The following is a 23,606-nucleotide window of genomic DNA, read 5'->3' on the forward strand; positions in this document are numbered from 1 at the left end:
GCGTGTGCGTAAGCTTCCCGGTGGACTCTTTTGGTGATCTGATCCGTATAGAGACTTTGTACGCTGCGGCGCGGAAAGTATGGCGCTGGCTGGCGTGAGGCGTACCTACTTCTCCATCGCCGCGTTGATCTCCGGGCGGGCTTCTGCGGAGGGGAGGTATTTGGGCGAAAGGCGGATGCCGCTGGCCTGTTCGTAGGCGTAGCCGTACCCGAGGAGGGCTGCATCGGTGTTCTTGCCGCCCATGAAGGAGAGGCCGACCGGTATGCCATGGACGTCACCCATCGGGACAGTGAGGTTAGGGTAGCCGGCGATGGCGGCGGCCCAGCCGGCGCCAGCCCATTCGGGCCAGACGTCGCCGTTGACCGGATCGATGCGAGGGGCAACCGGACCGGCGGGGGCGACGAGGACGGCAACGTTGTTATCGGTCAGTAGCTTGTCGATGCCGTTCTCGCGCGTGGCGGACTGAACAAGGGCTAGCGCCTCGGTGTAGGCTTCATCCGTGAGTGGACCAAGCTTGTCGGACTCCTCGAGGATATCCTGGCCGAAGAGGGCAAGCTCGGTCTCGGCATTGGCGGTGTTGAAGGCGATGACGTCGCTGAGGCTGCGCGTGGTGACGGCGACCGGGGCCGCCGCGAGATAGGTGTTGAGGCTGGCCTTGAACTCGTACTGGAGAACGAGCAACGAGGCGGTCCAGAAACCTTCCGGCGGGTCAAACGCCTCGACCTCGACGAGTTCGGCGCCCTGCCCTTTCAGGACGCCGAGTGCAGCATTGAAATGGGCGATCACATCCGGATTGTTGCCTTGCGCGCTGCGCAGCACACCGACGCGGATGCCTTTCAGGGCGTCCGGCGACAGGCCTGCCGAATAGCTGTTCTCGCCGGGGATCATCGCGTCCAGCAGCATGGCGGCGCCGCGCACGGATTTCTCCATCGGGCCGGCGGTATCCTGGCTCGGCGAGATCGGGACGATGCCGTCCTGCGGGATCAGGCCGACGGTGGGCTTGAAGCCGACGAGGCCGTTAACGTTGGACGGGCAGATAATCGAGCCGTTAGTCTCCGTGCCGACGCCGCCTGCGGCGAGCGAGGCGGCGAGCGCGGCGCCTGTGCCGGAGCTGGAGCCGCAGGGGTTGCGGTCCAGCATGTGGGGATTGCGGACCTGTCCGCCCACGGACGACCAGCCGCTGAGCGAGAAGTTCGAGCGGAAGTTTGCCCACTGGCTGAGATTGGTCTTGCCGAGGATGACGGCGCCGTCTGCGCGAAGGCTCGCGGCGAGCGGGCTGTCTCGGCCGGTGACATTATCCTTGAGGGCGAGCGAGCCGGCTGTGGTCGGCGCCGGGTCGAGCGTTTCGATATTGTCCTTGAGGAGGATCGGCACCCCGTCGAGCGGGCTCAGCGCCTGGCCGTTGGCACGGCGCACGTCAGAGGCGGCGGCCTGCGCGAGAGCGTCAGGGTTCAGCGAGAGGATGGATTGGAGGCGCGGGCCGGCGCGGTCAATTGCGGCGATGCGGTCCAGATAGGCCTGCGTGAGCTGCACGGAGGTCGTCTCGCCGTTGACGATCGCTTCGGAGATCTCCGGAAGGGACCTGGCGAGAAGGGCGTCTGCCTCGTAGGGGCCGCGGGCTTGGGCCGCGGGGGGCGCATTGACGGCTTCGTCTTTCGCGTAAAACTCGGCCTCACCGCTGACAGGCGGAGAAGCCACCGGTGTTGCGCAAGCCGCAAGGGTGAGCACGCTGATCGCGGCGGTGAGTATGTGATTCATGGCGGGTCTCCCGGCTATGGGGGACACGGTAGACCGGTTCTCTTCGGGAGCAAGACCCCGAACCCCGGCCCCTCTCTCCCGCGCGCGGGCCGAGAGGGGGAGCGCCGAAGCTCAGCGCGCGAACTTCTTGAACTTGAGGCGCTTGGGATTGACGGAATCTTCGCCCAGGCGGCGTTTCTTGTCTTCGAGGTAGGATGAAAAATCGCCCTCGAACCATTCGACATGACTGTCGCCCTCGAAGGCGAGGATGTGGGTGGCCATGCGGTCAAGGAACCAGCGATCGTGCGAAATCACGACGACGCAGCCGGGGAAATTGTCGAGGCCTTCTTCGAGGGCCTGCAGGGTTTCCACGTCAAGGTCGTTGGTCGGTTCGTCAAGCAGCAGCAGGTTGTGACTGCCCTTCAGCATCTTCGCGAGGTGGACGCGGTTGCGCTCACCGCCGGAGAGGATGCCGACCTTCTTCTGCTGGTCTGTGCCCTTGAAGTTGAAGGCGCCGACATAGGCGCGCGACATGACGGTGACACCGCCGAGATCGATGACGTCGGTGCCGCCGGAGATTTCTTCCCAGACGTTCTTGTTGGGGTCGAGCTTGTCGCGGCTCTGGTCAACGTAACCGATCTTGACCGTATCGCCGACGCGCATGGCGCCAGCGTCGGGCTTCTCCTGACCGAGGATCATCTTGAACAAGGTAGACTTGCCGGCGCCGTTCGGGCCGATGACGCCGACGATACCGCCGGGGGGCAGCTTGAAGGAGAGGTTCTCGATCAGCACGTTGTCGCCGAACGCCTTGCTGAGGTTTTCGGCTTCCAGCACGACGCCGCCGAGGCGGGGGCCGGGGGGAATCCGGATCTGCGAAGTCATGACCTGCTCGCGCTCGGCTTCGGAGGCCATCTTCTCGTAGGCGTTGATACGCGCCTTGGACTTGGCCTGACGTGCCTTCTGGCCCGAGCGGACCCACTCAAGTTCCTTGGCGAGCGTGCGCTTGCGGCCGACATCATCGCGCGCTTCCTGCTCCATCCGCTTGGCCTTCTGTTCGACCCAGCCGGAATAGTTGCCCTGGAAGGGCACGCCGCGGCCGCGGTCGAGTTCGAGAATCCAGTTGGTGATGTCGTCGAGGAAGTAGCGGTCGTGGGTAACGAGGATGACACAACCGGCGAAGTTAATCAGGTAGTTCTGAAGCCAGGCGACGGTTTCGGCATCGAGGTGGTTGGTCGGCTCGTCCATCAGGATCATGTCGGGCTTCGACAGAAGCAGCTGGCATATGGCGACGCGGCGGATCTCACCGCCCGAGAGGGTGGACACGTCGGCTTCGTTTTCCGGGCAGCGCAGCGCGTTCATGGCCATCTCGATCTTGGAATCGATGTCCCAGGCGTCGGCCGCGTCGATGCGCTCCTGCAGCCTGGTCATCTCTTCCATCAGCTCATCGGAATAGTCCTCACCGAGCTTCATCGAGATTTCGTTGAACTGGTCGACCATCATCTTTTCCGGACAGGTCGCGGCGATGTTCTCGAACACGTTCTTGGCAGGATCAAGTTTCGGTTCCTGCGGCAGGTAGCCGACCTTCACGCCGTCGGCGGCCCAGGCCTCGCCGACGAAGTCCTTGTCGACGCCGGCCATGATCCGCAGCAGGGTGGATTTACCCGAACCGTTGACACCCACGACACCGATCTTGGCGCTCGGCAGGAAGCTCAAGTGGATGTTCTCGAACACCTTCTTGCCGCCGGGATAGGCCTTCGTGAGGCCCTGCATGTGAAAGACGTACTGGGGACCGGCCATGGGCGGAGGTTCCTTTATGGGCATGAAAACGGATCAGCGCGCGATGTGGCGCGCCGCGCGGCGAAGATCAAGCTCGAAGGTAAGGTGTCAGGTTTCCGGCCGGAGCAGCGAAAGGATCGGGAAGACATCCCATCGGAAGCCGAGGCCTGACTGGACAACGGGGTCGGCCTGCCCCCAACTGTCGACGATCGCGGCGTCCGGAGCATCCGCAATGGCGAAGCCCCAGGCGCCGGAGGGGTCGTGGACCGGGCCGGCGGCGAGGAGTTTCCCCTCTCCTATCAGGCCCCGGATATAGATGGCGTGCCGGCTCATGGCCTCCAGTTCGACTGGCGTGGCATCGCGCAAGAAGGTGGGACGTGGCGGGATCAGCTTCATCATGAAGTACGCCATGGGTCAGTTCCGGAAGCCTTTGATCAGGTGGCCATCGGCGATAAGGCCGGCGACCAGGTTGCCGTCATGGGCCGGGACGACGGTAAGGTCGGGATTCGACACCGTCAGATCGTGCAGGGCGCGCAGCTGGGCCTTTACCGAAGTGCGATCCTCGTTGGGGTCGAAGATCATGTACTGAGTCAGGACGGGCCGTGTGGTGAGCGTTTCGACGGCGTCGAGGGACCAGGCGACATCGCCGATCAGCAGGGTCTCTCGGCCGTCCTGCGTGCGGATGAAGACCAGCTGGCTACCAGGCGTGTGGCCTGGGGCCGGGACGATGACGACGCCCGGGGCAATCTGCTGAACGGTGCCGTCGAGGCGGGGCGCAAGGTCCGCGAGGGCGGGGTCGAGTGTGCCGCGGGCGAAGACCGGCAGGGTAGCGATCTGGGGCGCGTTGAGCACCAGGCGCGGCGCGAGGGTGGCGGGGTCCGGGTGGCGGGCAACAGCCATGACGTGATCCAGATGTTCGTGCGTGATCAGCACCTGATCAGCGGCGAGCATCGCGGCGAGGAGCGTTTCGTAGGCGGGGGCATCAAAGGCCCAGTCGGCCTCCGATTGTTTCATGGCGATGGCCGTGTCGGCGTCAATCGCGCCGTCAATGACCATCGTACGTTCCGGCCATACTATCTGGATGGAATGGTAGGTGGTGTTCCAGTCGGTGCCGAAGGCGCCGGCGCGGGCCGCGAAGCCGGGAGCTTTGTCGCGGCCGATCTCGAGGACGCGGATTTCGGTCGGGAGGCTGGCGGCGTCTTCCGGCATCAAGGCGCGCCAGTCTTCGATGGCGAACAGGCCAGGCGCCGCGGCCGGCGCTTTTGAGTCGGCCAGCAAAAGCCACCAGAAAGCGCCGATGATCACGACCAGTAGCGCGGTTGTAGCAATGAGGATCGTGCGAAGCATGTATTGGCCTTCCGGGAGACAGGTGGAGAGGAAATCACACCCGGCCATTGGAAGGGAAGAAAATTCGATATGCCATACCCCGTGCCGGAAGGTGACAGGGCCGCAATCCGGGCTAGTGTCGCGGCGCAAACGGAGTGACCGCAATGCCCGCCTTCCAGCCCACCGCCGCCCAGTTCCGCGCCTTCCGGGATGATCCGCATGACGGACCGGTGGCGCAGGTGAACCTGCTGAAGTTCCGCATCAAGGCGGAGTATCCGCCGGGCGACCCGGAGCATGGCAAGGACATCAGCGGGCGGGAAGCCTATTTGCGCTACTCGGAGGCGTTCTCGCAGGCCATGGAGGAAGTCGGCGGCAGCACCCTGCTGCTGGGCGATACGGAACGCTACTTCATCGGCGGCGGGGACTGGGATGGGGTGCTGGTGAACTACTTCCCCGACCGGCAATCTTTCATCGCCACGCTGAACCACAGGGACTACAAGGAAATGGCGCGCCACCGGGAGGCTGGGCTGCTCTGTCAGGAGCTGATCGTGACGCGGCCCACATGGGCAGGAGGAAAGAAGGCATGAGCAGATATGATGTCTACGGCGCGCTGGGCTCGCCCTACTCGCTGAAGGTGCGCGCGGCGCTCCGGGCGAAGCGTTTGGCCCACACATGGACCGGGATGACAGCCGAGGATCGCGGGCGGGTGATGCCGAACGTGAAGGCGCAGGTGATCCCCGTGATCCGGACTCCCGATGGCGGCTGGACAAACGACTCGACACCGTTCCTGCTCGGGATAGAGGGCGAAGGCCGGGCGCTGGTGCCAACTGATCCGAAGCTGCGGTTCGTCTGCCTGCTGATCGAGGACATGGCGGACGAGTGGTTCATGAAAGCGATGTTCCATTATCGTTGGTTCTATGCGGACGATGCGGAATGGTGCGCCAACTGGATCATGTTCGACTCGCTGCCGAATGCGGGACGCGAAGGCGTAGAGCGCAACGCGGCGATGATCCGCTCACGGCAGATTTCGCGTATGGCGCTGGTCGGCTGCACGCCAGAGACGGCACCGATCATCGAGGCAAGCTGGAAAAGGACGAACAAGGCGCTTGAAGCCATGGCGACAGGGCCGACGCGGTTCCTGTTCGGGGACCGGATCTCGCTGGCGGACATTGCGCTCTATGGGCAGCTGAAGGTGATGAGCGTGGACCCGACGCCGATGGCGTGGCTGCGCAGAGAGACGCCCTACCTCTACCGCTGGCTGGACTTGGCGGATGACGCGAGCGGGCTGGACGGAGACTGGCTGGAGCCGGCGGCGGCGATATCGGCAGCGCCGGTGAAGGCGCTGCTGGCGCAGGCAGGCGATACCTACCTGCCCTTCCTCAAAGCGAATGCCGAGGCGCTGGCCGCCGGGGCGGAGACATTCGAGGTGACGCTGGAAGGTCAGCGGTATGCGCAGGGTGTATTCAAGTATCAGGCGAAGTGCCTCGACACGCTGCGCGCCGGCTGGAAGGCGCTCAGCGCAGATGATAGAGCGCAGCTAAGCGCGCTTATGGGCAAAGGAGCCGGGATTCTTGACTGACCCCTATTCTCCGATTTCTCGGCTGCTGCATCACCGCACCAAGCGCCTGGCCAAGGGCGAAGCGATTGCGTTGCCGATCATTGCCTCGTCAACCTTCCACCAGCCGGGCAACCCGGACGGGACCCACTTCTATGGCCGCAACGGGAACCCGACGGTGGAGGAAGTGGAAGAGGAGATCGGCATCATCGAGGACGCCGATGTGGTGCTGTTCCCGTCCGGCATGTCAGCGATAGCGGCGGTGTTTTACGGACACCTGCGGCCGGGTGACCGTGTGCTGGTGCATGCGGACGGATACTACAATGCGCGGGCGCTGCTGGCGGCGCATCTGGAGCCGATGGGCGTGCATGTGCACGCGGTGGCCACGGCCGACTTTGCAGCCGCGGATTTCTCCGGCGTGAAGCTGGCGCTGATCGAGACGCCGTCGAACCCAGGACTCGATGTGTGCGACATCGCGGTGGTGGCGGCCAAGGCGAAAGCGGCAGGCACGATCCTCGTGGCCGACAACACAACCGCAACACCGCTGTGCCAGCGTCCGCTCGACCTAGGGGCAGACCTTTCGATCATGGCCGACACCAAGGCGATGGCCGGGCATTCGGACATACTGGCTGGTCATGTGGCGAGCCGCAGCGAGGCGCTGATGGCGCCCGTGCGGACCTGGCGACGGCTGGCGGGCGCGGTGGTGAGCCCCTTCGATGCCTATCTTTTGCACCGGGGTCTGGAGACGTTGGAGCTGCGCGTTGCGCGGGCGAACGCCAATGCGATGGCGGTTGCGACCGCGCTGAGCGGCAACGCGCGGGTTAAGGGACTGCGCTATCCGGGGCTGGCGGGCGATCCGGCCAACCCGGTCGCGCGGCGGCAAATGAAGGGCTATGGCCCGATTGTCAGCTTCTGCCTTGAGAGCCGGGCGACGGCGGAAGACTTCATCGCGCGCCATCCGCTGGCGGCGGCAGCGACCAGTTTCGGAGGCGTGCATTCGAGCGCCGAGTGCCGCATCCGATGGGGCGACGCGGTGCCAGAGGGCTTCATCCGCTTTGCCTGCGGAGTGGAGCCAGTGGCGGACCTTGTCTCGGCAACGCTGGCGGCCCTCGAAAAGGTCTGAAAACACGGGCCTGCGGACTATTCATGACAGCCGAGTCACGTTCGTATAAGGCTTGCAGCCCGGGCCCGGGAACCGAAACATGCGCAGAATTAGTATAGTCCTCTTCTTCATTTTTGCAGCGGCGGCAGCTTATGGCTGGTTCGCGCTGCGCCAGCCTCCGAAGCCGTTGGAGATTTCGGAGCCTGTGCGGATCCATCAAGGCATCGTGATCGGCGGGATCGACCGGGACAACGGCGATATCCGCGTCTTCAACGGTATTCCCTATGCTTCGGCAAAGCGCTGGACCCCGCCGGGGCCGCCGATCCAGTGGGGCGCCACCTCCCGCGATACACGCGAGTTCGGCCCGGAATGCATCCAGCCGCGCACTCGTTACGGGAGTTTCGTCAACCAGATCATAGACGGTCTGGGCCTGTCCTTCTTCGAGCGCATGGGCGCCCGGATTGCCATTTCAGCGCAGGAGACCCCGCCGGAGGCTGAAGACTGCCTTGTGCTGAACGTGCGCACGGGCAACCTGAAGGGCACGGAAAAGCAGCCGGTCATGGTGTGGCTTCATGGCGGCGCGCACCAATATGGTTCGGGATCGCAATCGATTTACCAGTCCAACGCACTCGTCGAAGAAGGAATTGTGCTGGTCACCATCAATTACCGGCTTGGCGCGTTCGGCTACCTCGCGCATCCGGCGCTGACGGAGGAAGCCGGGACATCGGGCAATTACGGCCTGCTGGATCAGGCCGCGGCGCTCGCCTGGGTGCGCGACAACATCGCCGCGTTCGGCGGCGATCCGCAGAACGTAACGGTGTTCGGAGAGAGCGCGGGGGCGCAGTCGATCACTGAACTGATGGCTCTGCCTGCAGCCGATGGCCTGTTTCACAAAGCGATCCTGCAAAGCGGCGCGAGCACGGGCAATGTGCTGCACCTGAAGCGCTCACCCTTCCCCGGAATTCTGAGTGCTGAGGAAGCGGGCGCGGAATTCCTCTCGACGCTGGTCCCGCCTGCAGCGACCGCAAAGGACCTGCGCGCCATTCCAGCGGCTGCGATCATCTCGCGCTCCAATGCCCGCAGCGACCTCAATGGCTATTTCCTGCCGGTGGTGGACGGGCGGGTTATGCCGCGCGCGATCGGCGCAGCGTTCCGGGACGGAGATGTGCCGAGCGTGCCGCTGATGGCAGGCTACAATGCGGACGAAGCCTCTCTGTTCTATGACATGTTCCAGTCGCCGACGATCGTCCGGCCACAGATGACCGGGACGCTGGAGGAGCGCGAGAAAGCCCTTGCCGAAGTGTTCGGACTCAACCCGGCGAAGGCGCTGCAGGCGCTTTACGAAATGGATTCGCTGGAGAAGTGGGACAAGGGCGCGACTGCGATGCTGGGCGACGACATGTTCGGCGTGCACACACGATTTGTTGGACGGCAGAACGCGCAATCGGGCGCGCCGACCTACCTCTATCATTTCACGCGGGTGCCGCCCTCAAGCAAACAGACTATTGGCGCATTCCATGCAGCCGAGATCTCGTTCGTGTTCGACAGCCACCTTCGCGGCATGAAACTGACCGATGGCGACCGGAAGCTGACAAAGCGGATGGTTAGCTACTGGTCGAACTTTGCGCGCACCGGCAATCCGAACGGCGAGGGTCTGCCGGTCTGGCCGGCGACAACGCTGGAGGCAGACGTGTGGATGAAACTCGACGCGGTATCGGAACCCATCGAGGGACTGCGCGCGCGCAAGCTGGACATTCTGGAGGAAGCGTTGCGCGACCGGATCGAGGCGATCGCCGGCCCGCCCCCTGCGCCGCCCCCGCCGCCGGAACCGGAGACACTGGAAACGGTTGGCGGCCCTGTCCTAGGCGCTGAGTAGGATCCGGCAGATTTCGACCAGGCCCGCCTGGTCGACCTCATCGAACGCGTCATACTCTGTCGAGTCCACGTCCAGCACGCCGGCAAGGCTGCCGTCAGGCTTGAAGACGGGCACCACGATCTCGGAGTTCGAAGCGGAGTCGCAGGCTATGTGGCCGGGAAACTCGTGCACGTCCGGTACAATGATCGGCAAACGCGAGGCCGCGACATGACCGCAGACGCCCTTACCGAACGGGATGCGCAGGCAGCCGAGAGTGCCCTGATAGGGGCCGACAACGAGTTCGTCCGGCTTCAGCGGATCGACAAGATAGAAACCGGTCCAGAAGAAGCGCGGCTTGAAAGCGAGTGTCAGCAGGCAGGCGGCGCTCGCATAGCGGGCGGTTTCGGAGGTTTCTCCGGCCACGACACTGGCAATTTCTTCGGTGAGCTGGCGATATGCCTCAGCCTTGTCCATTTGCGGCCTCCGTGCGGTCCTTTGGCGGCTGTACTTCCGGGATGGGCCTCACGGCAAGTGCCCGTTGAAGCGGCTGGCGTCCTCTGAAATAGTCAGCCGGGACAACGCAAGGCAGAATCGCAAGGAGGGCCTGGCACTGAAGAACAGGTTGAGGACGCCTCTGGGTGCGTTGGGCCTCTGCCTGCTTTTGGCGACGCCATCTCATTCGCAAACCATCCATGCCGCCCCGGACAGCGACCCGCTGGCTTATGAGGACGTTGCAGTCGTTGCGGACGAGTCGGAGTTCGAGCCGGAAAGCATACAGACCAACCTTGCGGCAGTGGACCGCGCCCATGCGGCCTACATCAACGACAGCGAGCTCCAGCTCGAGCGGCCGGAAGAGGACATAGAGCTTGTACCGCCGCGCCAGACGCCCGGCTGGCTGGCGGCCATCGGGCGGTTCCTGAGCGCGTTGGGGCCTGTGTTCCAGGTCGTGTTCTACATCGCGGCGGCGCTGGTCGTGCTGGGCATTCTCTACTTCCTGTTCGGAGAGGCGATCCGACTGCGGTTCGGCGGCAAGAAGGACGCGAAGATCCGCGCCGAGGACGATGTGCTGTCCGACATCCGCCCGGATGCGGCGGCGGCGCGGTCGCTGCTTGAAGAGGCCGATGCGCTGGCCCGGCAGGGGCGGTTTGCTGAGGCGGTGCACCTCCTGCTGTTCCGGTCCATCGAGGACATCCAGGCGCGCGTCGAGGGCGGCGTGCCGACTTCTCTGACAGCACGCGAGATTGCCGGGCTCGGCAAGCTGCCTGAACGGGCAAAGCACGGGCTGAAACCGATCATCATGGTCGTCGAGCGCAGTTTCTTTGGCGGGCGCCCCGTGGACGCAGATGGCTGGCAGGAAGCACGGCGCAGCTATGAAGACTTTGCCTTTGGCGAGGGCTGGACATGAGCGAGGGCGTGCAGACCAGTTCACCTTTCTCGGCGCGTGTCGTCGCGATCCTGATCACCGTGGCGGCCATCTCGTTCGGCGCAGTGCTGGTGATGGCTGGCTGGGCGCCGGAGCTGCGCGATCGCAACCAGGCGGGCGACCATCCCTATTCGACTTCTGCGCTCGGCTTTAACGGCCTTGTGCGCCTCATGGAAGGCGCGGGCTATCCGGTGCGGGTGTCGCGGCTGGAGAGTGATCTGGAGTCGCGCGACTGGGGGCTGATGATCCTGACGTTGCCGGCCTATGGCAGCCTCGAGGTGCTGGACGACCGCAACCTGCAGGCAGTGACGCTGGCGGTGCTGCCGAAATGGTGGGGGCGCACGGACGGGCTGAACCCGGCGCGGCAGGCGGACACACAGTTCATCGAGGCGCGCGTCCTGAATGACGAACTGAACTCAATTTATCCGGATGCGGAGATCCAGCGCGTGCCAGTGCCGCGCGAAGCCCTCGAGACGCCCTTCGGAAATCTTGTGGTCAAGCCGGATGTGGTGCTGCAGCTGATCCGCGACCCGTCGCTGGAAACCATTATCGGGTTCAAGGGCGGCGCCCTGCTCGCCTATGATGAAAGCCGCGCGCTCTACATCCTCAGCGATCCGGACCTGATGAACACGTTCGGCCTCGCGCAGCGCGAAAATGCCCGCTTTGCGCTACAGCTTGTTGACTATCTGCGCACCTATCCGGACGAGCCCATCCTGATGGACGCAACGCTCCACGGCTTTGAGCGGTCCGAAAACCTGCTGAAAATGATGTTCAGCGTACCCTATGTCGGCGTGACACTGGTTGCGCTGGCGGCCGCGCTGCTGCTCGGCTGGGCGGCCACAGTCCGGTTTGGCCCGCCGAAGACAGAAGAACGCGCCATTGCGCTGGGCAAGCAGGCGCTCGCCGATAATTCGGCCGGCCTCGTCACCATGGCACGGCGCGAGGCGCGGATGGCGCCGGGGTTCCTCGCGTTGGTGCGCCGGCGCCTGGCTCGCGAGATTGGCGCGCCGCGCACACTGACCGAGGCTCAGACATCCGACATGTTCGATCGATTGGGGCCGGACCCGGAAACGGGCCGCGTCTTTTCACAAATGGAGGCGGAGCTGAAAGAGCCCGCCGCAAGCCGCGAAGACCTGCTCGCCAAGGCGCGGGCGCTTTATCGCTGGCGCAAAGAAATCATCAGGAGAACACGACATGAGCGTAACTGACATCCGAAACCTCGCGGACCGGATCCGGACCGAGGTGCGCAAGGCCATCATTGGCCAGGATACGACCGTGGACCTTCTGCTGGTGGCCCTGTTTTCGTCCGGACACGTTCTGCTGGAAGGCGCACCCGGCACGGCGAAGACCCTCCTGGCGCAATGCTTCTCCAAGGCGATCTCTCTGCAATTCGGGCGCATCCAGTTCACACCGGATCTGATGCCGGGCGATGTTCTGGGTACAAACCTTTTCAACTTCCAAACCAACCAGTTCAGCCTCACCAAAGGCCCTATTTTTACTGACATCCTGCTGGCCGACGAGATCAACCGTACGCCGCCGAAGACGCAGGCCGCGCTGCTGGAAGCTATGCAGGAGCGTAAGGTGACCATCGACGGCGAGAGCTACCCGCTGAACCCGCGTTTTACGGTGATCGCGACCCAGAACCCGATCGAGCAGCAGGGCACCTATCCGCTGCCGGAGGCGCAGCTCGACCGGTTCCTCTTCAAGCATACGCTGGACTATCCGAGCCGCGAGGAGGAGCTGAAAATCGTGGCGCAGCACGGCACGCGCACCGGCATGAAAACACCGGAAGCGTTCGGAATCCAGCCCGTCATCTCGCCTGCGGAGCTCAATGCCGCCGTGGACGCCGTAGCCGCAGCGCGCATCAATGACGACATTATCGCCTATATCGTCGACCTTGTGCGCGCGACGCGCAATAGCCCGGCGCTGGAAACGGGCGCGAGCCCGCGGGCCGCAGCGGCGCTGGCCACGGCCTCACGGGCGCGCGCTGCGCTCGACGGGCGTGACTTTGTGATCCCGGACGACGTGAAGAACCTTGCCCTGCCGACGCTTCGCCACCGCGTGCTGCTGTCGCCCGCAGCCGACATCGAGGGACGCACGACCGAGGAAACCCTACTCGGCATCATAGAACAGACGGCGGCGCCCCGGTGATTTCTCCGACCCTTCGCGCAATCTTCCTCATGCTGCTCGGGCTGCCCATCCTGGTGGCCATCTCGCTTATGGCGCCAGAGCTTTGGATTGTTTCGGCGGGTTGGATTGCGGGCGTGTGCGCGCTGATTGCGGCGGATACGCTGCTCGGCGCCTCGGTGCGCCACTATTCGGCGAAGGTGACACTGCCGCCGTTGCTCTATGTCGGCAGCGCGGATGATGTGCAGATCGACCTGACCTTTGCCGAAGGCGCCTTGCCCCGGCGCATAGAAATCCAGCTGGAAACCAACGCGCTGCTGGGCGCGCCGACGCCGCAAGGCCTGCGCGGTTGGGATGGACGCACCCGTCCGTATACGTTTAGTGTGACGCCGTCGCGGCGCGGCGTGGCAAAGATCGTACAGCTTTGGAGCCGCTGGCAGGGACCGTTGGGCCTGATCCAGAAACGGCACATCCAGATGTTCAATCTCGATGTGCCAGTGACGCCGAACGTACGCTGGGTACGCGACGAGGCGATCCGTCTGTTCTCGCGCGATGCGGAGTTCGGCATCAAGACACAAATCGAGCGAGGCGATGGCAGCGAGTTCGATGCGCTGAGGGAGTTCTCCTCCGGGATGGACCGGCGCGCAATTGACTGGAAACACTCCGCACGCCACCGGCACCTTCTGGCGAAGGAATTCAAGACCGAGCGCAACCACAACATTGTCTTCGCTTTCGACACGGGCCGCCTGATGAGCGAGCCGCTCGGCGGCGTGCCCAAGATCGACCGGGCGGTAACGGCGGGCCTCTTGCTTGCTTACGTCTCGCTGCGCAACGGAGACCGGACGATGCTCTACGGCTTTTCCGAACGCCCCGGCCTCAACAGCGGCTTCCTGACGGGCACAAGCAGCTTCCCCAAGGCGCAGGCCATGGCCGCGGAGCTCGATTACTCGGATAACGAAGCTAACTTTACGCTGGCCTTGTCGAACCTTGGCGCGCAGCTGCAGCGGCGCAGCCTGATCATCATCTTCTCGGATTTTGTCGATACGATTTCGGCAGAACTGATGCTCGAGAACGTCAAGCGGTTGACGGATCGCCACCTCGTGCTGTTTGCGACGTTCGAGGACGCCGCGCTCGCGCAGATGGCGGATGCGCCGCCGGACACGGCCCAGGATGTCGCCCGGGCCGTGATTGCCGATACGCTGCTGGCGGAGCGCGATGTTGTCTTCCGCCGGCTGCAACGCCTTGGCGTGCAGATCATCGAGTCGACACCGGAAGCCTTCAGCGCGGAACTCGTCTCGCGCTATCTCCAGATCAAGCAGAGGGACATGCTGTGAGCGACCTCTTGAAATCCTACCGCTTCCGCGAGGAACGCCAGGCCGACTGGCAACGCCTCGACCTGATACTGACCAAGGCAGAGAATGGCGGAGTGAAGAAATTGTCAGACGAGCAGATGCTCGCCCTGCCCCGGCTTTACAGACAGGCCGTTTCGTCGCTGTCGGTCGCGCGGTCGATTTCGCTGGACCAGAACGTCATCAATTATCTCGAGAGTCTCTGCACGCGGTCCTATTTCTTCGTCTACGGCGCACGCACGACGCTCGGCGAACGTATGATGATGTTCCTTCGGCAGGACTGGCCGGCGGCGGTCAGTCAGTCCGTTCTGGCAACGCTGCTGGCGGCTTTCTTCTTCTTCGGCGGCTGGGCGCTTGCCTTTTTTCTCTGCCTGCAGGACATGGAATGGTACTGGACCTTCCACGGCCAGAATTTCATGGAAGGGCGCAATCCCGATGCGACGGTCGAGTACCTGCGCAGTACGATCTACGTCAACGAGGACGAGATCGGGGATGGTCAGCTCACGGCCTTTTCGAGCTTCCTGTTCAACAACAACGCGCAGATCGCGCTGTTCGCCTTCGCGCTCGGCTTCGCGTTCGGCATCCCGACGGCCTGGCTGCTCGTCTATAACGGCGTCATGATCGGCTCGATGTATGCCGTATTCTGGGACAAGGGCCTTGGCTACGAGTTTACCGGCTGGCTGATGATCCACGGGGTAACCGAACTCTACGCCATCGTGCTGTCGGGCGCGGCGGGGTTCATCATCGGGGGGGCGGTGGCGTTTCCGGGTGGTCGAACGCGGCTCGCGTCGGCCCGGGCAGCCGGGCAGAAGGCGGCGACGATCGCCATGGGCTGCGTCGTGATGCTGATCGTCGCGGCGATCCTTGAAGGATTCGGTCGCCAGCTGATCAATTCCGACGAGATCCGCTACGCAGTCGCCGGCAGCACCCTGATTTTCTGGCTCGGCTATTTCTACATCCCACGGAAGGCGCCCGACGCATGAGCGCCGCGCCGCCTGTCAAACCGGTGGATACAAGCCGGCGTCCCGGCCTCAGCATGGAGGCCGCTGTGCAGCGGCGCGCGCGCCTCGCTGAGGAGATGCGGGTTTCAAAGATGGTGCGCCGGCTGGTCACGCCGGAAGGCGCGGCCATCCAGCTCCGTCTCGGCAGCGCCTCTGAACGCGCCGGGGCATTCCTGATCGACATAGCCATCCAGTGGGCCATCGTCATCGCAACCTTTGTCGGCCTCGGCATGGTCATCGGCGCAATGAGTCCCGGCAGCGCGAATGTGGCGTTTGCTTTCTGGCTTGTCTTCTTCTTCTTCGTGCGCAACTTCTACTACATCTTCTTCGAGATCGGGCAGCGCGCAGCAACGCCCGGCAAGCGGGTACTGGGCCTCAGGGTTGCCGCGCGGGATGGCGGGCGACTGACGGCCAACTCCGTACTGGCGCGCAATTTCATCCGCGAGATCGAGATCGGCCTGCCCTTCCAGTTCGCCTTGATGGGCGGCGACCAGTTCGGGGCCTGGATGGGTCTGTTCGGCCTGCTCTGGTCGGGTGTGTTCCTGCTTTTCCCGATCTTCAACAAGGACAAGATGCGGGTTGGTGACTTGATCGCCGGCACCTGGGTTATCAAGGCGCCGAAGGCCAAGCTTATGCAGGACATCACCTCCGCCGCTGCCCGGCCCGAGACGGGCTCGCGTTTCGCCTTCACCACAGCACAGACCGACGCTTACGGCATCCACGAACTGCATGTGCTTGAGGATGTGCTTCGCCAGTCAACGCCGGAGATCAAGGCACAGGTCGCCTCGCGCATTCGCGCCAAGATCAACTGGACCCGGACGGAGGGCGAGACGGACCTGGCGTTCCTTGAGGCATACTACGCGGCGCTTCGCCGACGGCTGGAACAGCGCATCCTGCTGGGCGACCGGAAGACCGACAAATACGATGTACGCTGACCGCTCAGGCGGCAGCCATCTTTCCGCGCTCTTCCGGATAGATCGGGATCTTCAGAGCGTGCTTCACGAGCCGCAGTATAACGCCGGCGGCAACGGCTGGCCGCGTCATCAATACACCAAATGCCCGCGGAAGGCTGCGCGCCCGCACAGAATCGATGAGGCGCATCCACTGCAGATCGATCTGCGACTGTGTCAGATGCTCACGCAGCGCTGCCCGGGCCGCGGTTGAGATGCCCGGCGTTGCCAGCAGTGCGCGATCTGCGGCTACGACTTTCTCCATCGCCTTTGTCGGCACGGCTTTGGAGAGTGAACCTTCGCGGTTGAGCGCAATGTAGCCGCACGGATCAACCACTTCGAGCCGCGCACCAGCGACCAGCGCCCGCGCATAGAACTCGTAGTCCTCGGCAAGACGCATGTCTTCGCGGAACTCCAACCCATGCTTTCGAAGGAAAGCCGTGCGCATCAAAGGCTTGAGATATCCGATTTCGCGGCGGAAACCGGTATGCTTCAGCGTGTTCTCGCGAACGAAGGCGGCAAGGTCCATCGCCACAGTGCCGACCGGCCCGTCGCGCCACACCCGCACGCCGTCGTCCACCCGCTGGCCCGGCCAGATGCGGATGATATCGTCCATCAGAAAGTCGACCTCGCGGCCGGCGACATGCGCGAGCAGGCGCTCCATACGCTCCGGTTCGAGGAAGTCATCGGAATCGAGCCCTGCGACCCACACAGTCTCTGCGAGACGAAGTCCGGTATTGCGCGCCTTGCCCGGCCCACCATTTACCGCCTGCCGGAAGAGCTTGATCTGCGGATGCTGCTCCGCGAGCGCGGCAACCACCTCGAAGCTATTGTCGGTCGAGCAGTCATCCACCACAATGATCCGCACAGGAACCGTCTGCGCGATCGCGCTCTCGATCGTTCCGGCAATCGTATCCGCTGCATTGTAGCACGGGATGATGAGAGTGACCTCTGCCATGTCAGTCGCCGCTGCGCCGCTCAGGCTTTGGAAAGCGCCGCGTGTTCGGCGCGGTCTGCCTCATGCCATTTCAGGGCCGAGCGGATGATGTTGTCGATATCCGAGCGCGACGCGACCCAACCGAGTTCCTGTGCGGCCTTGTCCGGAAGCGCAATCAGTTTGGCCGGATCGCCGGGGCGGCGGGGCCCGAAGCGGCGCGGGATCTTGCGGTTGGTCGCGCGCTCGATGGCGGCAACGACTTCAGCCACGCTTGTGCCGCGGCCGGTCCCCAGATTGTAGGCGGTCGAGGCGGCGCCATTCTCGAGTGCGGTCAGTGCCCGCAGGTGGGCTTCGGCAAGGTCCTCGACATGAATGTAATCGCGGATGGCGCTGCCGTCCGGCGTATCGAAATCGGTGCCGAGGATCGTGAATTCGTAGCCCGCATCATAGGCGCCCTGGATGGCGAGCGGAATAACGTGCGTTTCGCAGGCATGGCGCTCGCCGGTCCTGCCGTCCCGGTCAGCGCCGGCAGCATTGAAGTATCGCAGCGGGATCGAGCGGATGCCGTGGGCGGCGTCGTAATCCTTCAGGATATGCTCAACCATTAGCTTGGACATGCCGTAGGGATTGATCGGGTTCTTCGGATGGTCTTCGCGGATCGTGTCCATCTGCGCCTGCCCGAAGATGGCACAGGTGGAGGAAAAAATCAGATAGCCGGTGGAATGGCGGCGCATCGCTTCAAGCAGGTTCAGCGTCGCCACGGTGTTGTTGCGGTAATAGATCGACGGTTCACGGACGGATTCGGCCACCAGCGCCGAGCCGGCAAAGTGCGCGACCGCGTCGGGCTTCACCTTCGCAAAAGCTTCTTCGAGATCGGCAGGGTTCTGAAGATCGCCGACAATCAGGTCGCCCCATTTGACAAGGTCGCGCCAGCCGGTCGACAGGTTGTCAAATACCGTGACGTCCCAGCCGGCTTCCGCAAAGGCGCGGCAGCAATGGCTGCCGACATATCCCGCGCCGCCGGTGACCAATAGTTTGCCTGGCATAATGTCCTCTCAGGGCCGAAAGCCTCCGCTGGCGCCCCGTGCGCGGCGGAAGAATCAGCCCTTTATATGCAAAGACGAGTCCGCCGGCACGGGAAGTTGCCGGTCATGCACGCGAAAAACGGTTTTTCAGCTGAAAAGTGCGACAGCGGCCCAGATGATCGCGCCCCAGAGGCCTGCACTGAGGCCAATGATCGTTGCGAGCCGGACCCAGACGGGCCACTTGCCTTCGCTGTAATCACTCATGCGTGCATAGTCTGTCCGTCCGGACATCCTGACTGGTGACGTGAAAACGCGGCTCTCTACGGGAATCATGGGATCCGAACTCGACATGCGGTTCAATTAAGCGACCAAGGTTTAACGTGGCGTTTAAACGGGAGCTCCGAGCGTGCGGTCATGGAATTAACCATATCGGCAGAATCCGGCGCAAATCCGGCGAAGATCGGGCATTTGCAGTATTGCAATAGTCGCCCGGCTCAGGCCGGTTCTGGGTTCAAACGCACGTATTGGCGTTGTCCTGCATGGTATTTTTCGGCCAATCCGGTCAGCGCCCCGAGATAAAACAGGAGCACGAATGTGTCGAAAGCGCCGGACATGTAGGATTCGGTGAAGGTCGAGATCAGGATGACCGTCGCCGTCGTCAGGAAGAACGAAGCCGCCATCCCCTGCGTGCGGAACCAGTTGAACACGGTGCGGATATAACTCCACGTGATCGCGGTGATCAGCGCGTACATGCCGACAAGGCCAAGCGCAACCTTGATTTCGATGTACGTGTTGTGGAACGAAAGCTTGGTCCCGAAGGCCTTGTGATCAATCTCGTTCAGCGTCTGAGCAGGGCCGCTGTCACGTTGCCAGAATACCTCCAGGCCGGTCCCGAACCAGGGGTTTTCCTTGGCAACCCGGTTGCCCATTTCCCAGAAAATCGTCCGGTTCGTCAGCGTCGCATCCTTGCCGACCGCCGCAAGGAAGTCATTCACCAGACTATTGTTGGGCATGGCCAGGAACGCGATGAGACCGCCCCCCAACACGACAATCAGCATCAGCATGACAAAGGAACGAAGGTGGCGAACACGCGATACGGGCTGCCAGAACATCCAGAGCCCGGTCATCACCACGACAGCCACCACAGCGAATACGAGCGCGGTCGCCGAATCCGCCGCCAGGGTGAAGACAAGCGCTACGCCCGCTACTGGCACGGCGAGCAGTCGCACAAGGATATGCTCCTTCGACTCGAACATTACGGCGAGCGAGGCCAACAGGCAGATCAGCATACGGATCGCAAAGATGTTCTTGCTTCCATAGGGTCCGCCCCGGTCGAACGTATTGATCAGAGGCGCCGCGATCACGATGGCAACGATGCCAGCGAAGAACACCGCCCGTACGATCTGTCGCCGGTCCAGCCGTGCGGCGATCGTCACCATGATGAAAAAGTTGAGCACCATCATGGCGCCAACGCGGAACGTTTCCGCAGGCACGCTCGACCACCCCGTCGACAGGACACCCAGCACGGGCACCATCAGCAGGAGCGGCGCGCGTAGCGCGATCGGAACCGTCACATCCCGGTAAACGAAGAACAGTGCCAGGAAAATCAGGGCGCACGGATAGAGGAGAAAGGCGTTGCCGGGGAAGACAATGAAAGTGCAAAGCACCCAGATGCCGACCACAACCTGCTCCCACCACGCCGCCGGGCGCGTGCGAGTTGTCAGAACGGCAAAAACCGGCTCCGGGGACGCGGCGCGGATCGGGTAGACACTCATGCGGCTTTCCCGGTCATCAGGCTGCGTTGCACAACATCCGCCAGGAACCCGGGCAGCTGGATGAAGGTCTCCTGCGGCAGCTGGGCCAGCGCAGCTGCGCGCGCGGTAATCGGCGCGCGGTCCTCAATCAGAGCCTCAACCAGTTCGCCCAGCGAGCGCTCGAGCGGCTCCTCCAGAATGAACCCACAACCATGCTGCTCCAGCCAGGCCGCCGTCTCGGTGCCAGCCGGCGCGATCGACGGCGTGCAGTAATACCCGCCCTCATAGATCCGGTTGGGCAGGAGCCAGACAGAGTTGTACCCGGCCTCCATAAAGTCGCCTGCCCACACCACATCCAGCTCCTCATAGATCCTGGCAAGATCTTCTGGTGCACGGTAGCGACCGTGATAGGTCATGTTTGCACGCGCATCGATCAGCGGCTCGAACACCGGCACCTCTGAGCGCGCTGGCTGGCCGTGAAGGTGAACCTCAAGACGGTCCGGAAATTGATCCGCCAGCTGACAAAGCAGGTCCAAGGATCGCTTGCAGCGGAGGTTTCCTACCCAACCAAGACGCAAAGGCCGCGCAGCATCATTGGCCGCGGACTTCCGCTCGCAGGCGCGTGCGCCGTAATCTGCGCCGGGCGCCAGCCTGTTCTCGACGATGAAGGCGCGGTAGTCCCCCGGATAGTGGCGTTCAAAATGATTGCGGATGAATCCCGGCGACGACACAACAAGGGACGCGGTCCGCTTCAGCAACGCGCGCTCCAGCCAGCGCATGGCCGTGCCGACGAGATCGGGCCGCGTCAGCAGGCGGTGAACGTCGAGGCTCTCGTAGATCACAGGGGTGTCCAGCCCGGCATGACGCTTGGCAAGAAAGGCGCAGGCGAGCATGTCGAGATTGCGGGCGTAGATCACATCGGCGGCAGCCAGCTTGTCGCGCGCAGCGGCGGCAAGCCGCGCCCCGGCAAAGATCTGGCGGACGCGTTGCAGAAGCGCGCCGTCGCGGGTTTCGCCGAGGTCGATGTTGTCCCAGTCGAGCGCGCCGGGATCGCGCCGGCGCATCATGAAGCCTGTGACACCAAGCCCGTCATCGATGAAGCCGCGAACACGGCGACGCACAGCGGCATCGGCGGCGTCATGACCGAAGAAGGCGATTCGAATCATTGCATGCCTCCTGTCCTGCCAGTTAAGACGCGGCGGGCCTTCTTTCTGGAACACCCGCCGGGAAATCTTTCCTGTTCCGCGATACTCGGCCATCCGGCCCGCCTTACAGCCCCCGGCCGGTTGCCTTCGAAGGCGGAACCTGCACGGCAACAGCCCCTTTGGGACCTTTTCCATTCGGCTTGGCCTTTCCAAAGCCCATCCAGCTGAACACCGAGGGCTTAGCCTCCATCTGGTAGTACTTCTGATAGGCTTTGTAGGTCGCACCCGGATCGCGGTGGTGACGGCTGCTGTTAAGGTCGACCATGTTGAGCGTCACGCCCAGGATGTCGGCTTTGAAGTTGCGCAGCAGTGCCAGAGACTGGCGCGCAGCCGAACGGCTCGAATGACGCCAGCGTACGACGAGGATCGTCTTGTCGGCCTTGCCGGCGACGACACGCGCTTCCGCCATCAAGAGAAGCGGGCCGGTATCGATGAGGATCAAGTCGTACATAGACCGCAGCCGCTCGAGGAGATCGTCGAAGGCGCGCGTGCCGAACACATCATGCGGCGTATGGCCGTTCTGCGCGAGCGGAAGGATATCCAGCATCGTCTTGCGATCCTTGACGATCGCATCCGAAAGCTGTCCGGCGCCGAACAGGTGCTCAACAAAACCGATATCCGGTTTGAGACCCGCCGTTTCGGTCAGCTGGCGGCGGCGGAAGTCGCCGTCGATGACGAGTGTGCGCGAACCCGACATGGCCGACATACGGCCAAGCGCGAGCGTGAGGCTGGTCTTGCCTTCGTCCGGTAGCGACGAGCAGACCGCGACAGTCTTGGTCTCGCTATCGAGGTCGGAGAATGCGATCGCCGCGCGCAGATAGCGGATGCTTTCCGCAAACGCCGAGAGCGGGTTCTCCACGAGGAAGTCCGCCGGATTGGTGTTCGACAAACCCAGGAAGCTCGCCGTGCGGATCAGCGGAACCGAGCCTATCGGCGTTGCACCCAGCTTGCGCTCCACGTCTTCTGTCGAGCTGACCTTCATGTCAAACATCTCGGTGAGCAGCGCGAGGCCGCCGCCGATCACGGCGCCGAGGATCAGACCGATGAGCAGGTTCAGCGCCGTCCTCGGCGAAGCCGGCGACACTGGCACAGAGGCTTTCGACAGGATGTTGGCATCGGCTGTAATCAGGGCATCCTGTTCGCCGGTCTGCTTGGAGCGGGTCAGGAACTCTTCCAGCAGCTGACGGCTGGTGTCAGCATCACGTTCAAGCTCCCGCAGGCGAACGAGCGCCTGGTTGTTGCCACGCAGCTGGCCGGTCGAACGCGAGATCTCGCCCTGGATCGAATTGATCTGGGATTGCGCGACGCGCAGTTCGTTGTCGATGTTGCCGGCAATACGCTGCACCTCTGCATCAATCTGACGTTCAATGTCGGCGGCTTCATTCCGGGCACTGATGAGTTCCGGGTGTTGCGGGCCGAGCTTCGTTTCGAGTTCTGCGACGCGGCGATTGATGCCCGCCCGCTGGGCTTTCAGGTCAGAGATCACCGGCGAGTCGAGGACTTCTGAGATACCATCAGCGCCAGCGCCGCTAGCCATCTGGCGACGGAGGCTTTCCGCCCGGGCGCGGGCCCGGTCGAGTTCCAGCTGAAGCGAGCCCCGCTGGGTTGTCATGAAGGCGATCTGCTGTTCCGTAAGGGTCGCGCCCTGGGCAGCCAGAAGGCCGGATTCCGCGCGATAGGTTTCGACGCGACGTTCCTTTTCCTCGACCTCTTCACGCAATCCCGACACGCGCTCGGAAAGCCATTCGGTCGCCTTGCGGGTGGCTTCGTATTTCTCCTCGAGCTGCTGGACGCGGTACTGTTCTGCAACTTCATCGGCGAGGCGTGCAGCTGTCTCCGGAGACTCGCTAAGCACAGAGATCGTAATCAGATAGGTCGAGCCAACGCGTGCGGCATCGACCTTGCCCTGGAGGATATCGACAGCCACTTCTTTCTGGATCGCGAGCTTCTCCTCCGCCGGCAGAGCGTCAAACGGATCGGGTTTGTCGTTCGCGCCGGTGACCGACTTCACGAGTCCACTGATCGGAGACAGAATGCTTTTCTGCTCCGGGCGAAGCCACGGATTGAATTCCGGATCTTCAACCAGCTTCTGCCTTTCGGCGACACGGGTCAGTAGTGTTTTGGATTCGAGCACCATCACTTCGGTGTCAATGACAGCGGTGGTGCCGCCGAGACCGGAGAAGATCGCACCGAGATCGATGACGTTCCGTTCCTGAGTATCAAGCTGGATGACCGTTTGCGCCGAGAAAAGAGGTGTCTGGGTGAACGTGATGTAGGCGATGACGCCGAAAGTCGTGAGGAATCCGGAGAGGATCAGCCAGAAACGGCGATACACCATGCCAACGATCGCCTTCAGGTCGAGCGGTGGGCCCGCCGTCTGGTCATCCCCAACGGTGCTGAGGTTGGATGGCAATTCTATGGAAAACGACTTGGTCAAAACACGGCCTCGGAAAAGGGAAGACGGAGGCCGACGTGCTTGCCGGC

At 63.2% G+C, this 23,606-nt stretch carries 20 protein-coding genes; 10 read left to right on the forward strand and 10 right to left on the reverse strand.

All coding sequences use genetic code 11. From position 1 onward, the window contains the following. Positions 1–105: 105 nt before the first annotated feature. The 4 genes from Q0C17_RS05450 to Q0C17_RS05465 form a co-directional block, all read right to left on the reverse strand. Positions 106–1,758, reverse strand: coding sequence for an amidase (locus Q0C17_RS05450; RefSeq protein ID WP_291202531.1), 1,653 nt, complete (start codon positions 1,756–1,758; stop codon positions 106–108). A 111-nt stretch (positions 1,759–1,869) separates the two neighbouring features. Then, entirely contained in the window at positions 1,870–3,534 is a 1,665-nt protein-coding gene (ettA, locus tag Q0C17_RS05455; RefSeq protein ID WP_291202534.1) for an energy-dependent translational throttle protein EttA, read from the reverse strand. A gap of 87 nt (positions 3,535–3,621) precedes the next feature. Then, the gene (locus Q0C17_RS05460) at positions 3,622–3,924 is read right to left on the reverse strand and encodes a YciI family protein (protein WP_291202537.1); all 303 of its coding nucleotides are present in this window, start codon (positions 3,922–3,924) and stop codon (positions 3,622–3,624) included. 3 nt (positions 3,925–3,927) lie between these two features. After that, a complete protein-coding gene (locus tag Q0C17_RS05465) occupies positions 3,928–4,860 on the reverse strand; it encodes a hypothetical protein (RefSeq protein WP_291202539.1) in 933 nt (310 codons plus the stop codon). A 143-nt stretch (positions 4,861–5,003) separates the two neighbouring features. On the opposite strand from Q0C17_RS05465, the gene Q0C17_RS05470 reads away from it, so the two are divergent. From Q0C17_RS05470 to Q0C17_RS05485, 4 genes are all read left to right on the forward strand, one after another. After that, entirely contained in the window at positions 5,004–5,426 is a 423-nt protein-coding gene (locus Q0C17_RS05470; RefSeq protein ID WP_291202542.1) for a DUF1330 domain-containing protein, read from the forward strand. Continuing rightward, on the forward strand, positions 5,423–6,418 hold the full coding sequence (locus Q0C17_RS05475; RefSeq protein WP_291202545.1) for a glutathione S-transferase C-terminal domain-containing protein: 996 nt from the start codon (positions 5,423–5,425) through the stop codon (positions 6,416–6,418). The genes Q0C17_RS05470 and Q0C17_RS05475 overlap by 4 nt, the downstream gene beginning before the upstream one ends. Next, on the forward strand, positions 6,411–7,517 hold the full coding sequence (locus Q0C17_RS05480; RefSeq protein WP_291202548.1) for a cystathionine gamma-lyase: 1,107 nt from the start codon (positions 6,411–6,413) through the stop codon (positions 7,515–7,517). Before Q0C17_RS05475 ends, Q0C17_RS05480 begins: the two co-directional genes overlap by 8 nt. A 79-nt stretch (positions 7,518–7,596) precedes the next feature. Beyond that, entirely contained in the window at positions 7,597–9,372 is a 1,776-nt protein-coding gene (locus Q0C17_RS05485) for a carboxylesterase family protein (protein ID WP_291202551.1), read from the forward strand. Here the strand turns inward: Q0C17_RS05485 and Q0C17_RS05490 are convergent. Beyond that, the gene (locus tag Q0C17_RS05490) at positions 9,358–9,825 is read right to left on the reverse strand and encodes a GAF domain-containing protein (protein WP_291202554.1); all 468 of its coding nucleotides are present in this window, start codon (positions 9,823–9,825) and stop codon (positions 9,358–9,360) included. The genes Q0C17_RS05485 and Q0C17_RS05490 overlap by 15 nt on opposite strands. Positions 9,826–9,973: 148 nt before the next feature. Here Q0C17_RS05490 and Q0C17_RS05495 point away from each other — a divergent pair, with 148 nt between their 5' ends. Genes Q0C17_RS05495 through Q0C17_RS05520 form a run of 6 tightly spaced genes read left to right on the forward strand, consistent with a single transcriptional unit; the run spans position 9,974 to position 16,186 of the window. Next, positions 9,974–10,756, forward strand: coding sequence for a hypothetical protein (locus tag Q0C17_RS05495; protein WP_291202557.1), 783 nt, complete (start codon positions 9,974–9,976; stop codon positions 10,754–10,756). Beyond that, positions 10,753–11,982: a DUF4350 domain-containing protein gene (locus Q0C17_RS05500; RefSeq protein WP_291202560.1), complete on the forward strand. Its 1,230-nt coding sequence runs from the start codon at positions 10,753–10,755 to the stop codon at positions 11,980–11,982. The genes Q0C17_RS05495 and Q0C17_RS05500 overlap by 4 nt, the downstream gene beginning before the upstream one ends. After that, positions 11,969–12,925 carry a MoxR family ATPase gene (locus Q0C17_RS05505; RefSeq protein WP_291202563.1) on the forward strand — a complete coding sequence of 319 codons (957 nt, stop codon included), beginning with the start codon at positions 11,969–11,971 and terminating at the stop codon, positions 12,923–12,925. The genes Q0C17_RS05500 and Q0C17_RS05505 overlap by 14 nt, the downstream gene beginning before the upstream one ends. Continuing rightward, positions 12,922–14,235, forward strand: a complete 1,314-nt coding sequence (locus tag Q0C17_RS05510; protein WP_291202566.1) for a DUF58 domain-containing protein — start codon at positions 12,922–12,924, stop codon at positions 14,233–14,235. Before Q0C17_RS05505 ends, Q0C17_RS05510 begins: the two co-directional genes overlap by 4 nt. After that, the gene (locus Q0C17_RS05515; protein WP_291202569.1) at positions 14,232–15,233 is read left to right on the forward strand and encodes a stage II sporulation protein M; all 1,002 of its coding nucleotides are present in this window, start codon (positions 14,232–14,234) and stop codon (positions 15,231–15,233) included. The genes Q0C17_RS05510 and Q0C17_RS05515 overlap by 4 nt, the downstream gene beginning before the upstream one ends. Next, a complete protein-coding gene (locus Q0C17_RS05520) occupies positions 15,230–16,186 on the forward strand; it encodes an RDD family protein (RefSeq protein WP_291202572.1) in 957 nt (318 codons plus the stop codon). Before Q0C17_RS05515 ends, Q0C17_RS05520 begins: the two co-directional genes overlap by 4 nt. Before the next feature lie 4 nt (positions 16,187–16,190). On the opposite strand, the gene Q0C17_RS05525 is transcribed toward Q0C17_RS05520, so the two are convergent. The 5 genes from Q0C17_RS05525 to Q0C17_RS05545 form a co-directional block, all read right to left on the reverse strand. Further along, positions 16,191–17,159: a glycosyltransferase family 2 protein gene (locus Q0C17_RS05525; protein WP_291202575.1), complete on the reverse strand. Its 969-nt coding sequence runs from the start codon at positions 17,157–17,159 to the stop codon at positions 16,191–16,193. 20 nt (positions 17,160–17,179) lie between these two features. After that, positions 17,180–18,184, reverse strand: a complete 1,005-nt coding sequence (galE, locus tag Q0C17_RS05530; RefSeq protein WP_291202577.1) for a UDP-glucose 4-epimerase GalE — start codon at positions 18,182–18,184, stop codon at positions 17,180–17,182. A gap of 473 nt (positions 18,185–18,657) precedes the next feature. Further along, positions 18,658–19,938, reverse strand: a complete 1,281-nt coding sequence (locus tag Q0C17_RS05535; protein WP_291202580.1) for an O-antigen ligase family protein — start codon at positions 19,936–19,938, stop codon at positions 18,658–18,660. Beyond that, the gene (locus Q0C17_RS05540; RefSeq protein WP_291202583.1) at positions 19,935–21,083 is read right to left on the reverse strand and encodes a hypothetical protein; all 1,149 of its coding nucleotides are present in this window, start codon (positions 21,081–21,083) and stop codon (positions 19,935–19,937) included. The genes Q0C17_RS05535 and Q0C17_RS05540 overlap by 4 nt, the downstream gene beginning before the upstream one ends. A gap of 103 nt (positions 21,084–21,186) precedes the next feature. After that, entirely contained in the window at positions 21,187–23,559 is a 2,373-nt protein-coding gene (locus Q0C17_RS05545; protein WP_291202586.1) for a GNVR domain-containing protein, read from the reverse strand. Positions 23,560–23,606: the final 47 nt, after the last annotated feature.

The organism is Hyphomonas sp., from assembly GCF_022844445.1.
In the GTDB taxonomy this organism is placed as follows: domain Bacteria; phylum Pseudomonadota; class Alphaproteobacteria; order Caulobacterales; family Hyphomonadaceae; genus Hyphomonas.

Coding starts and splice junctions, on each gene's coding strand:
- Q0C17_RS05450 (WP_291202531.1), bottom strand. CDS start 1,758: ATGAATCACATACTCACCGCCGCGATCAGCGTGCTCACCCTTGCGGCT.
- ettA (WP_291202534.1), bottom strand. CDS start 3,534: ATGGCCGGTCCCCAGTACGTCTTTCACATGCAGGGCCTCACGAAGGCC.
- Q0C17_RS05460 (WP_291202537.1), bottom strand. CDS start 3,924: ATGGCGTACTTCATGATGAAGCTGATCCCGCCACGTCCCACCTTCTTG.
- Q0C17_RS05465 (WP_291202539.1), bottom strand. CDS start 4,860: ATGCTTCGCACGATCCTCATTGCTACAACCGCGCTACTGGTCGTGATC.
- Q0C17_RS05470 (WP_291202542.1), top strand. CDS start 5,004: ATGCCCGCCTTCCAGCCCACCGCCGCCCAGTTCCGCGCCTTCCGGGAT.
- Q0C17_RS05475 (WP_291202545.1), top strand. CDS start 5,423: ATGAGCAGATATGATGTCTACGGCGCGCTGGGCTCGCCCTACTCGCTG.
- Q0C17_RS05485 (WP_291202551.1), top strand. CDS start 7,597: ATGCGCAGAATTAGTATAGTCCTCTTCTTCATTTTTGCAGCGGCGGCA.
- Q0C17_RS05490 (WP_291202554.1), bottom strand. CDS start 9,825: ATGGACAAGGCTGAGGCATATCGCCAGCTCACCGAAGAAATTGCCAGT.
- Q0C17_RS05500 (WP_291202560.1), top strand. CDS start 10,753: ATGAGCGAGGGCGTGCAGACCAGTTCACCTTTCTCGGCGCGTGTCGTC.
- Q0C17_RS05505 (WP_291202563.1), top strand. CDS start 11,969: ATGAGCGTAACTGACATCCGAAACCTCGCGGACCGGATCCGGACCGAG.
- Q0C17_RS05520 (WP_291202572.1), top strand. CDS start 15,230: ATGAGCGCCGCGCCGCCTGTCAAACCGGTGGATACAAGCCGGCGTCCC.
- Q0C17_RS05525 (WP_291202575.1), bottom strand. CDS start 17,159: ATGGCAGAGGTCACTCTCATCATCCCGTGCTACAATGCAGCGGATACG.
- galE (WP_291202577.1), bottom strand. CDS start 18,184: ATGCCAGGCAAACTATTGGTCACCGGCGGCGCGGGATATGTCGGCAGC.
- Q0C17_RS05535 (WP_291202580.1), bottom strand. CDS start 19,938: ATGAGTGTCTACCCGATCCGCGCCGCGTCCCCGGAGCCGGTTTTTGCC.
- Q0C17_RS05540 (WP_291202583.1), bottom strand. CDS start 21,083: ATGATTCGAATCGCCTTCTTCGGTCATGACGCCGCCGATGCCGCTGTG.